General features: G+C 70.4%; 11 protein-coding genes. 8 read left to right on the top strand and 3 right to left on the bottom strand.

Going from position 1 to position 11,284, the window contains the following annotated elements; translation table 11 throughout:
• Positions 1–318 precede the first annotated feature (318 nt).
• The 3 genes from ABKA17_RS24335 to ABKA17_RS24325 all read left to right on the top strand — a co-directional run bounded on the left by ABKA17_RS24335 (position 319) and on the right by ABKA17_RS24325 (position 2,977).
• Positions 319–852, top strand: coding sequence for a PadR family transcriptional regulator (locus ABKA17_RS24335; RefSeq protein WP_353694332.1), 534 nt, complete (start codon positions 319–321; stop codon positions 850–852).
• Positions 849–1,535, top strand: a complete 687-nt coding sequence (locus tag ABKA17_RS24330) for an ABC transporter ATP-binding protein (RefSeq protein WP_353694331.1) — start codon at positions 849–851, stop codon at positions 1,533–1,535. The genes ABKA17_RS24335 and ABKA17_RS24330 overlap by 4 nt, the downstream gene beginning before the upstream one ends.
• Before the next feature lie 74 nt (positions 1,536–1,609).
• Complete coding sequence (locus tag ABKA17_RS24325; protein ID WP_353694789.1) at positions 1,610–2,977, top strand: ABC transporter permease; 1,368 nt, start codon at positions 1,610–1,612, stop codon at positions 2,975–2,977.
• Positions 2,978–3,064: 87 nt separating this feature from the next.
• Here the strand turns inward: ABKA17_RS24325 and ABKA17_RS24320 are convergent, their stop codons facing one another.
• The gene (locus tag ABKA17_RS24320; protein ID WP_020116449.1) at positions 3,065–3,601 is read right to left on the bottom strand and encodes an HNH endonuclease; all 537 of its coding nucleotides are present in this window, start codon (positions 3,599–3,601) and stop codon (positions 3,065–3,067) included.
• A gap of 281 nt (positions 3,602–3,882) precedes the next feature.
• On the opposite strand from ABKA17_RS24320, the gene ABKA17_RS24315 reads away from it, so the two are divergent.
• Positions 3,883–4,974: a mechanosensitive ion channel family protein gene (locus tag ABKA17_RS24315; protein ID WP_353694330.1), complete on the top strand. Its 1,092-nt coding sequence runs from the start codon at positions 3,883–3,885 to the stop codon at positions 4,972–4,974.
• A 363-nt stretch (positions 4,975–5,337) separates the two neighbouring features.
• Here ABKA17_RS24315 and ABKA17_RS24310 read toward each other — a convergent pair whose 3' ends face one another.
• Entirely contained in the window at positions 5,338–5,919 is a 582-nt protein-coding gene (locus ABKA17_RS24310; protein ID WP_353694329.1) for a hypothetical protein, read from the bottom strand.
• Complete coding sequence (locus ABKA17_RS24305) at positions 5,916–6,473, bottom strand: hypothetical protein (RefSeq protein ID WP_353694328.1); 558 nt, start codon at positions 6,471–6,473, stop codon at positions 5,916–5,918. The genes ABKA17_RS24310 and ABKA17_RS24305 overlap by 4 nt, the downstream gene beginning before the upstream one ends.
• A gap of 239 nt (positions 6,474–6,712) precedes the next feature.
• Between ABKA17_RS24305 and ABKA17_RS24300 the strand changes: the two genes are divergently transcribed.
• The 4 genes from ABKA17_RS24300 (at position 6,713) to ABKA17_RS24285 (ending at position 11,281) form a co-directional block, all read left to right on the top strand.
• A complete protein-coding gene (locus ABKA17_RS24300; protein ID WP_353694327.1) occupies positions 6,713–7,546 on the top strand; it encodes a hypothetical protein in 834 nt (277 codons plus the stop codon).
• Between the two features lie 211 nt (positions 7,547–7,757).
• On the top strand, positions 7,758–8,954 hold the full coding sequence (locus tag ABKA17_RS24295) for an ROK family transcriptional regulator (protein WP_353694326.1): 1,197 nt from the start codon (positions 7,758–7,760) through the stop codon (positions 8,952–8,954).
• Between the two features lie 48 nt (positions 8,955–9,002).
• Positions 9,003–10,337, top strand: a complete 1,335-nt coding sequence (locus tag ABKA17_RS24290; protein ID WP_353694325.1) for an ABC transporter substrate-binding protein — start codon at positions 9,003–9,005, stop codon at positions 10,335–10,337.
• Positions 10,338–10,339: 2 nt separating this feature from the next.
• The gene (locus ABKA17_RS24285; protein WP_353694324.1) at positions 10,340–11,281 is read left to right on the top strand and encodes a carbohydrate ABC transporter permease; all 942 of its coding nucleotides are present in this window, start codon (positions 10,340–10,342) and stop codon (positions 11,279–11,281) included.
• Positions 11,282–11,284: the final 3 nt, after the last annotated feature.

The raw sequence follows: 11,284 nt of genomic DNA, 5'->3' as shown, positions 1-11,284 counted from the left end.
TCACTGAGTTTCGCGAACATACCTTTCACTACCCCCCGATTGACTGGCCGGTGGTCTACCCCGACCGTGATCATCCCCTAGCGACCCTTACTTTAAATCCAGTCGACCCCCGTTGTAAAACCCCGATTTCGTCACACGGCAGGGCTGTTGGCCGGTTCACGGCGCCTGATGAGGTGTCATACAGGGGCACTTCGGGGGCAGTTCGGACATCGCCCGCGCCGGGGTGGTGGCTGGATCCAGCCACCGCTGACCGGTCACCGGTCACCGATTTCCGATCACTATTCACTCAGTACATGTAGTGAGTGCATAATGATCGCCATGAGCACCCGCCACATCCTGCTGGGGCTGCTCGCCACGGGGCCGAGCCATGGCTACGACCTCAAGCGACGCCACGACGAACGTTTCCCGCAGGCCCGCCCGCTGGCCTACGGGCAGGTCTACACGACCCTTCAGCGCCTGGTCCGCGACGGCCTCGCCGAAGTCGAGGGCATCGACTCGGACGGCGGGCCCGAACGCACCATGTACCGCTCCACCGACGACGGCCGGCGAGAACTCGCCCAGTGGGCCGGGGAGATCGCCCCACCCGCGCCCTTCGTGACCAACGAGATCTTCGCCAAGGTCGTCGTCGCGATCCTCGCCGGCGGCGACCCGGAGGCCTACCTGAGCGCCCAACGCACCGCCCACATGGCCCGGATGCGTGAACTCACCCAGGTCAAGACGGCCAAGGGCGCGGACCTCGCGACCGTGCTCTCGGCGGACTACGCCCTCAACCACCTCGACGCCGACCTCCGTTGGATGAACACCACGGCGGGCCGGCTGACCACCCTGACCGCGGAGGTCGACCCAGCATGAGCAACGAAGTGCCGCTTCTGGCGGCCCGCGACCTCGTCAAGGCGCACGGCCGGACCGAGGCCCTGCGCGGCGCCTCCGCCGAGCTGCGGGCCGGCGAGATCCTGGCCGTCACCGGCGCGAGCGGCAGCGGGAAGTCGACGCTGCTGCACTGTCTGGCAGGCATCGTCCGCCCCGACACGGGCTCGGTGACCTACGCCGGGGAGCGCCTGGACACCCTGTCCGAACGGCGGCTGAGCGAACTGCGCCGGACCGAGTTCGGCGTGGTCTTCCAGTTCGGCCAGCTGATCCCCGAGCTGACCGCGCTCGACAACGTCGCCCTGCCGCTGATGCTGGCGGGCGGCTCCCGCAAGGAGGCTCACGAGCGGGCCGGTGAGTGGCTGGAACGTTTCGGTGTGCGCGGGCAGGAGGAGCTGCGGCCCGGCGAGATGAGCGGCGGCCAGGCCCAGCGCACCTCGCTGGCCCGGGCCCTGGTCACCGAGCCGAGAGTGGTCTTCGCCGACGAGCCGACCGGCGCCCTGGACTCGCTCGCCGGCGAGCAGGTGATGACGGCCCTGGCCCACACGGCCCGCGAACAGGGCACGGCGGTCCTCCTCGTCACCCACGACGCCCAGGTGGCGGCGTACGCGGACCGCGAGGTCCGGCTGAGCGACGGCGTCGTGGCACCGGTGGGGGTGGCGGTATGAGCACGGCAGTGGAGACCGGCACCGCCCGCCCCCCGCGGACCCGCGCGGGCGTCCGGCGTGGCCGTCGGGGGTCCGTGCGCACCGACCTCCGGCTCGCCTGGCTGCTGACCCGCGGTTCCGATCGGCGGGAGTGGTGGCGGGTCGGGCTGACCGGAGTGGGCGCGGCGCTCGCGACCGGGTTCGCGCTGGCCGCCGTGAGCCTCGCCGCGCTCCAGGGCCGCTACCACGTACCGGTGGCCGCGGGGCTCCTCGACGACCCCGGCACCCGCTCCGGCGTGATCGTCGTCCTGCTGCTCCTGCTGGTCCCCGTACTGGGTTTCCTCGGTCAGTGCGCCCGTATCGGCGCCGTGCACCGCGACCGCCGGCTCGCCGGGTTGCGGCTGGCCGGGGCCTCGGCCGGGCAGGTGCGGCGGATCGCGGCGCTGGAGACGGGGCTGGCGTGTCTGCTCGGCTCGCTGCTCGCGACCGTGGCCTCGATCGTGGTGCTGCTCGGCCAGTGGCGGGAACCGACCTGGCTCGCCTGGGCCGGGATCACGGTGGTCGCCCTCGGTGTGCCGGTGCTGGGCGCCGCGGCCGGCGCGCTGGCGCTGCGCCGGGTGGTGGCCTCACCGCTGGGCTGGGTGCGCCGGGTGCGGCCGAGGGCGGGGCGCGGGTCGTGGGCACTGTTCGCGGGCGGGGTGCTGCTCGTGGCGATGGTGGCGATGGCCGCCCTGGCCAGCACCTCCTCCGACATGCCGCACAACAGCCCGACGTTCGTGAACGGGCCGCTGATCGTGGCCGGGGCGCTCCTGCTGGTCGGTGTGGCCGCGGTGGGGATCGTCGGGGCCACGGCCGGGCTGACCGGCCGGTGGCTGGCACGCCGGGCCGGGACCGCGGCGACGCTGATCGCGGCGGAACGGCTGCGCGACGACCCCTGGGCGGCCGCCCGTACCCATGCGGCGGCACTGCTGGTGACGGTCGTCGGGACGGGTTTCGTGGGCGTACGGCAGACGCTGCTCGCCGAGCTGAACTCCAGGAACCCCGATGAGCTCGCCGCCGACATGTCGTACTACACCACGGGCCTGAACCTGGTGGCCGCCGCGATCGTGGCGACCCTGGTGATCACCCTGTCCGGCCTCGCCGTCGGCACCGCCGAGTCGCTCGCCACCCGGCGCCGGGGCCTGGCCGCGCAGACCGCCGCCGGGGTGCCGCAGCGGGTGCTCGGCCGGGCGCTGCTCCTGGAGACCGCGCTGCCGCTCGCGCCCGCGCTGCTGCTGGGCGGCGCCGGCGGCATGGTGATCGGGGCGGGCTACGGCCGGCTCATCGGGAACGTCCCCGACGTCACGCCGTGCGCCGCGGTGCTGGTCCCCTTCGGGATCTACGCCTGCTGCCTCCTGGCCGCCGCCACCTCGCTCCCGCTGCTGCGTCGCTCCCTGAACCCCGCGGAGCTGCGGTACGTGTGAGCGCACAGTCGACCGGCCCCGGGGGCACGGGGGACCCCCGGGGCCGGTGCGCAACCGTGCACGGTTACACGAAGGCCCGGATCGTCGTCAGGCAGAGATGCCGTCGATCCGGGCCATGGCGTCCTCCGCGCCGTACGGCTGGAGGTAGGGCAGCCAACGCGGGTCCCGGTGCCCGGTCCCGATGATGCGCCAGGCCAGGCCGGTGGGCGGAGCGGGTTTGTGGCGCAGCCGCCAGCCGATTTCGAACAGATGTCGGTCGGCCTTCACGTGGTTGCAGCGGCGGCACGAGGCCACCACGTTGTCCCAGACGTGCTTGCCCCCGCGGCTGCGCGGGATGACGTGGTCGACGCTGGTTGCGACGCCACCGCAGTACATGCACCGGCCCCCGTCGCGGGCGAAGAGCGCGCGCCGGGTAAGAGGAACGGGCCCCCGATAGGGAACCCGGACGAATCGCTTGAGCCGGACCACGCTTGGTGCGGGGACTGTGACGGTTGCGCTGTGCATGAAGGCGCCGGATTCCTCGAGGGAGACAGCCTTGTTCTCCAGGACGAGGACGAGCGCGCGGCGAAGCGGTACGACGCCCAGTGGCTCGTACGACGCGTTGAGGACCAGGACATGCGGCACGGATGCCTCCTTGGGCGTCGGCGGCGCGTGGCTCGCGCCGGGACGATCTGTAGTCAGTCTCCCCTCATGCCTGGTGGAAGCGCCACCATCTCCCGGTAACGGGCTGGGAGTGTTTTCGACCACATCTTTCTTCATCCCCAGGTGAGCATGGTCTCTCCCTCGAACATTGCAACGATCCACACACGATGCACCGTTAGTGTGGTGGGTCTGCCGCCTCGGTGACCTTTCCGTGACCTTGCCCATCAGCCGGGCGGCGGACGCTGCACCTGGAGGTTCCCGCCGTGTCCTTGCCCGCCGTCCTACTGGCCGCCTCGTCGCCGTCCCCGACCCCCTCGGAGTCGACGACACCCGCAGTGCCCTCGCTGCAGGACGCCCAGGAGAGCGCGACCAACGCCGCCAGCTGGGTCGAGCAGAACTGGTCCACCTGGCTGGCCATCGGTCTGCGCGTCCTGCTGATCCTGGTGATAGCGGCGGTACTGAGAGTGGTGGTGCGGCGGGCGATCACCAAGCTCATAGATCGCATGAACCGCACGGTCCAGGCGGTCGACGGCACCGCGCTCGGCGGCCTCCTGGTCAACGTCGAACGCCGCCGCCAGCGCTCCCAGGCGATCGGCTCGGTCCTCCGCTCGGTGGCGAGCTTCATCATCCTGGGCACCGCGGCCCTGATGGTCCTCGGCACCTTCGAGATCAACCTGGCCCCGCTGCTGGCCTCCGCGGGTGTCGCGGGTGTGGCGATCGGTTTCGGCGCCCGCAACCTGGTGACGGACTTCCTCTCCGGCGTCTTCATGATCCTGGAGGACCAGTACGGCGTGGGCGACACGGTCGACGCGGGGGTCGCCTCCGGCGAGGTCATCGAGGTGGGCCTGCGGGTGACCAAGCTCCGCGGTGACAACGGCGAGATCTGGTACGTCCGCAACGGCGAGGTCAAGCGCATCGGCAACCTCTCCCAGGGCTGGGCCACGGCCGGCGTGGACGTCATGGTCCGCGCGGACGAGGACCTGGACAAGGTGAAGGAGACCATCGACCAGGTCGCCGAGCGGATGAGCAAGGACGAGCCCTGGAACGAGCTCCTCTGGGGCCCGATCGAGGTCCTCGGCCTGGACAACGTCCTGCTGGACTCGATGGTCGTGCGCGTCTCGGCCAAGACGATGCCGGGCAAGGCCCTGACGGTGGAACGCGAGCTCCGCTGGCGCATCAAGCGCGCCTTCGACGCGGCCGAGATCCCCATCGTCGGCGGCCCGGTCGTCCCCGTGGACCCCACCCCGGACACCGACCCGACAGCAGGCATGTCGGCCCCCTCGGCCTACGCCAACACGGCCTCCCCCCAGGCCCAGGCAGCCACCCCGCTGGCCCCACCGAGCGTGACGAAGTAGTCCGCCCCCTTACGAGGAAGTAGTCCGACCCCCTACGAGGAAGGCGGCGCCCGGAACACCCGGGGCGCCGCCTCTTCACATGGAGCCAGGCCGGCTCCCTCCGGAGCGACCGCCCCGTTCAGCCGACCCGAGCGGGCCCGTCGACAGCACTACGGGCCAGGGCACCCGCGCCGCCCACAGGCCGGGGCGTGGAAGCCAGATGTCGCCCGGACATCACGCCTCGACGTCCGCGCAGCCCAGTGCCCGCGCGGGAGGCGAGCCGCCTCAGCAGACCCAGAGTGCCGGCACCCCCGGAAGCATCAGCGTGCCGGTCACCGCGCCGGCCGGTTCCGCCCGGCGCGGCCTCGCCCGACTCGTCACCGATCACACCCGCTCGTACCGACCGTCTTTCCTCCCCGTCAGCCCCACCGCCACGGCGATCTGGCTCACCGCGACGAAGGCCGGGGCGCCGGTCAGACCCGCCACTCCCAAGTGGCCCTCCCCGCCCCGGACATCGACCAGTACGGTCCCCGCGAGGGCGTCGAAGGTCAGGGAGGCCCGGACCGTGTGGTCCGCGCGGCGGCCCGGACGCCAGCGGAAGGTGAGCTCGTCACGGGCCGGCTCGAGCAGCAGGTACGCCCGCTCGGAGGACGTCAGTCGCTCACGGACCCGGTCCAGCCCGCCCTCGTCGGGCCGCGTCTCCCACAGCAGATGGGCCTGCCGCTCGTCCAGCGCCTGCGCGGAGAGCTCGATCCCCGCCGCCCGGGCCCGGCGGTACAGCAGCAGCCACGCCACCACCGCCACGGCGAGACCGACGGTCCCCCAGGCCACGGCGGCCGCCAGGATCTTCTCCAGCACGCCCGTCCAGGAGAAGTCGTCCTGCCAGACCGTCATGACCACCTGGACGATCATCAGCGGGGTGCAACGGGACATGGCCGACCGCCAGCACAGCAACAGCAGCCTCATCCGGACCGCCCCGCCTTCCCGCACGTCAGCGTGTAGGCCTTCGCGATCCACGCCTCGTCCCCACCCTCGTCGGACGGATCCACACCGCATCGCAGCGAGGCCCCGGAGGAGCCGTGCCACGACGAGACGCTGCCATAGACCGGCGTACCGGAGCAGTCCGCGGTGAAGCTCGCCTCGACGGACCGGACCGCCCACGCGGCGGCGGACGACCTGCCCGGCCGTGCCAACGTGTCCGCCTCCCACCCCAGATGCTCACCGAGCGACGCGAACAGCCGGTCCGCCGACGGGCCTTCGCCGCTCGTCTCGACCCCCGGCTTCAACTCCCGTACCGGAACGGGAGAAAAGCGGACCTTCCCACCCTTCTCACCGACCTCGATCGGCCGTGAGACCGCGACGAGCCGCCGCTTGTCGCTCACCCCGGCCCACCGGATCGCCCCCTTCGAGCACGCCGGAGCCGCGGCGGTACGGGTCACCGCCGCGGAGTCGTCGCCCCCCACACGGCAGCCGGCCACGAGGAACACGGCCGCGCACAGCAACATCGCCGAGGTCTTCACACCGCACCCCCTCCACTCTCACGTTCGCAGGCGGATGAAAGTACATGAAGCTTTGACGATGGCCGCACCCACCTGCGGAAATCAAGATCGTGACGAAGGCGTGACTCCTCCGGAATTAATCTTGTTCACACTTTCCCCGCATTCCCAACACCGCCCTCCCCCGCCTAGATTGTGCTGATCAGCGGGCCCTTGTTCTGGAGCTCAACGCCCAGGGGCCCGCCCTGAATGTGGGGAAACACATGAGAAAGCTCGCCATAGGCACCGTCGTGTCCGGTGCCCTGGCTCTGTCCGCGCTGGCCGTGCCCGCCGCCCAGGCCGCCACGCCGGACCTCGTCTTCGCCGACGTCACCGTGAACAACGGCAAGGCGATCGTCGTCGGCACCACCAACGAGGTGGTGGTCCCGGTGACGTACACCCTGACCCGGCCGTCCGACGTCACGATCGACTACAAGACCAGCGCCGCCGGCGTCATGCTCTACCGCGGCGGGCTCGCGGACGGCGACAACATGATCGAGGACGACGCGTCGCCGGAGTGCACCACGACGGCGACGACGGACACCACGGTCACCCAGTCCTGCTCCGACACGCTCACCGTCGACCCCTCCTTCAGCCTGTTCGAGGCGGCGGACGCCACCACCTGGAAGGTGGGCGGCTACTACGGCCGGATGGACTCCGACCTGGACGACTCCGACGAGCACATCAGCGTCGAATACGGCTTCGCGGCCTGGGGCGACAAGGGCACCGCCAAGCTCCAGCGCTACGCCAAGCTCACCGCCAACGCCTCCCCCGAGCCGGTCAAGAAGGGCAAGACCATCACGGTCACCGGCTGGCTGACCCGCGCCAACTGGGCGACCGGCGGTTACTCCGGCTATGTCTCCCAGAAGGCCACCCTCCAGTTCCGCGCCAAGGGCTCGGACACCTACAGCACCGTCAAGACGGTCACGTCCTCGACCGCCGGCGCCCTCAAGACGACGGTGACGGCGTCGAAGGACGGCTACTACCGCTACGTCTTCGCGGGCACGGCCACGACCGCCGCGGCGAAGGCCACCGGCGACTACATCGACGTGCAGTAGCCGCACGCCGCTCCACCCGCACCACCGGCTTCACCCGCACCACCGCACCGCCCCGGCAGGTAACGACTCCGTTTCCCGCCGGGGCGGTTTCGCGTACTCCCCTTGACTCCCTCGCGGTCCAGACCTATGTTCCCTGCATCCGATAGGAAACCTTCCTAACAATCACTGTCCGTACAGTCACCTACTGAACGGTCCCGGGAGAGGGGTACACATGGCAGGCACCCCGCGCACCCTGCGCGCCATGAACGACCGCGCCGCCCTGGACCTCATCCTGGAGCACGGCCGGCTGTCCCGTACCCGGATCGGCAAGCTCACCGGCCTCTCCAAGCCGACCGCCTCCCAGCTCCTGGCCCGCCTCGAAGCGGCGGGGCTCGTGCTCGCCTCCGGCACCACCGAAGGCCGCCCCGGCCCCAACGCCCAGCTGTACGAGGTCAACCCGGCCGCCGGATACGCCGCCGGACTCGACGTCACCCCCGAACGCATCCTCGCCGCCGTCGCCGACATCACCGGCCGCACGATCGGCTCGCACGAACTGCCCACCCCCGGCAGAAGGACCGGCGCCCGCGTCGCCCAACAGGTCACCGACGCCCTCGACGGTGCCGTGAAGGCGGCCGGGCTGGCCCGCGCCGACGTCCACCGCCTGGTCATCGGCACCCCCGGCGCCTTCGACCCCAATACCGGCCGGCTGCGCTACGCCTCCCACCTCCCGGGCTGGCACACCCCGACCCTGCTCGACGAACTCGCCGCCGCGCTGCCGATGCCGGTGGAGTACGAGAACGACGTCAACCTCGTCGCCGTGGCCGAACAACGGCTCGGCGCGGCACGCGGGCACGAGGACTTCGTGCTCCTGTGGAACGAGGGCGGCCTCGGCGCGGCCCTCGTCCTCGGCGGCCGGCTGCATCGCGGCTGGACCGGCGGCGCCGGCGAGGTCGGCTTCCTGCCCGTGCCCGGCACACCCCTGGTCCGGCAGGTCAGCAAGGCGGGCAGCGGCGGCTACCAGGAGCTCGCCGGCTCCCAGGCCATCCCCCGGCTCGCCCGTGACCTCGGCATCACGGACATCCCCGGCGGCCCCTACGCCGAGGTCGCGGCCACCCTCGTACAACGGGCGGCGGCGGCGCCCGAGGACCCCGCCCAGCACCGGCTGCTGGAGACCTACGCGACCCACCTCGCCACCGGTCTCGCCTCCCTCGTCTCCGTCCTGGACCCCGAACTCGTCGTCCTGAGCGGCACCTCGCTCACCTCCGGCGGCGAACCCCTGCGCGCCCTCGTCCAGTCCGAGCTGGAGGAGCTGGCCGCGGCCCGCCCCCGCCTGGTCGTGGGCGACGTACCCGAACACCCCGTGCTGCGCGGCGCGCTGGAGAGCGCGCTGGCGGCCACCCGCGACGAGGTCTTCGACACCTCGCGCTGAACCCTCTCCTCCACCACACCCATTTCCCCGCCCCAGGGAGACCTCGCCATGCCCAAGCGCGCCCGAATAGCACCATTTGCCCTGATCGCCTCCGTGGCCCTCCTAGCCACCTCCGCCTGCACCGGCCAGTCGAGCTCCGGCGCCGACGACGACGCGTCCGCCGAGACCACCCTCAACTTCTGGCACGCCTGGAGCGCGCCCGCCGAGGTGAAGGCGGTCAAGTCGCTGATCGCCGGCTTCGAGAAGACGCACCCCAACATCCACGTCAACGTCGTCGGCAACATGACGGACGACAAGATCAACCAGGCCCTGCGCGCGGGCGGCTCCAAGGCCCCCGACGTGATGTCGTCCTTCACCACCAACGCCGTGGGCAAGTTCTGTTCGTCCGGCGCCCTGGTCGACCTCAACCCCTTCTTCCAGAAGGCGGGCATCGACCCGGCCAAGACGTTCCCGGCGGCGATGAACGAGTACACCCAGTTCGACGGCAACCGCTGCACGGCCCCGCTGCTCGGCGACGCGTACGGGCTCTACTACAACAAGACTGCGTTCGAGAAGGCCGGTATCAGCAGCCCGCCCAAGACTTGGTCCGAATTCGAGGCCGACGCCAAGAAGTTGACGATCCCTCAGGGCGACACCTACAAGCAGCTCGGCTTCATGCCGAACTACCACGGCTGGGAGACCACCACCGAGCACTACCTGGGCCAGTTCTCCCCCACGTACTTCGACACCCAGGGCAAGTCGACGATCGGCACGGACCCGGCCGTGTCCGCCGCCTTCACCGTCCAGAAGAAGCTGGTCGAAGAACTGGGCGGCTACCGCAAGCTGGAGAAGTACCGCTCCAAGCTCGGTGACGAGTGGGGCCCCAAGCACCCGTTCCACACCGGCCAGGTGGCCATGCAGCTCGACGGTGAATGGCGCCTGGGCATGGCCCTGGAGACCAAGCCGGACTTCGAGATCGGCGTCGCCCCGCTGCCCGTCCCGGACGACCAGGCCGACCAGTACGGCAAGGGCTACATCACCGGCACGATCACCGGCATCGCCGCCACCAGCAAGAAGCAGAACGCGGCCTGGGAACTGGTCAAGTACATCACCACCGACACGGACGCGGTGGTGAACTTCTCCAACGCCATCCACAACGTCCCGTCCACCCTCGCCGCCCTCAAGTCCCCGAAGCTGAAGTACGACCCGCGCTTCAAGACCTTCCTGGACATCGCGGCGAACCCGGACTCCACGACGACTCCCGCCTCGATCAACGGCGGCGTGTACCTCACCACGATCCAGAACTTCGGCTACGAGTACGAGAGCGGCAAGGCCAAGGACCTCAAGTCCGGCCTCGCCGCGACGGCCAAGCAGATCGACACGGACATCGCGCAGGCGAAGTAGCGATGAGCACTGTCACCCTGGCCTCGAAGCGCCGCCGGTCGGCGCTTCGCACCCTGGCCTTCATGTCCCCCTGGCTGATCGGCTTCGCGGTCTTCTTCGCGTACCCGATGATCTCGACGGTCTACTTCTCCTTCATGCACTACGACGGCTTCAAACCGCCGACGTGGAGCGGAACGAAGAACTGGACCTACGTCTTCGAGAGCTACCCCTACTTCTGGCCGGCCCTGCGCAACACGCTCTGGCTGGTGCTGGTGATGGTCACCTTGCGGGTCGTGTTCGGCCTGGGCATCGGACTGCTCATCACCAAGATCAAGACCGGGGCCGGCGTCTTCCGCACCCTCTTCTACCTGCCCTACCTCGCCCCGCCGGTGGCCGCGACCATGGCCTTCGCCTTCCTCCTCAACCCCGGTACGGGCCCGGTCAACTCGATCCTCGAGGGCGTCGGCATCCCGGCCCCCGGCTGGTTCAACGACCCCACCTGGTCCAAGCCCGCCCTCACCCTGCTCGCCCTCTGGGGCATCGGCGACCTGATGGTCATCTTCATGGCCTCGCTGCTCGACGTACCCCAGGAGCAGTACGAGGCGGCCGAGTTGGACGGCGCCTCGGCCTGGCAGCGCTTCCGTCACATCACGCTCCCGAACATCTCCCCGATCATCATGTTCGCGGTCGTGACCGGCGTGATCCAGGCGATGCAGTACTACACACAACCCCTGGTCGCCGGAAAGGTCGCCTCGGGCGTGATCCAGGGCGCGGGCACCATGTTCGAGCCCGGCTACCCGGAGAAGTCGACGCTCACCCTGCCCCAACTCGTCTACAACCTGGGCTTCCAGCGCTTCGACTACGGCTCGGCCTGTGTGGTCGCCCTCGTCCTCTTCGCCCTCTCCATGGCCTTCACCGCGTTCCTGATGCGGCGCCGGGGCGGCCTGATCCAGGCAGGTGACTGACCG

It is taken from the genome of Streptomyces sp. RG80 (assembly GCF_040446465.1).
Taxonomy (GTDB): Bacteria; Actinomycetota; Actinomycetes; order Streptomycetales; family Streptomycetaceae; genus Streptomyces.
Note: the sequence above shows the minus strand (reverse complement) of the source record. Positions and strands in the feature narration are given on the sequence as shown.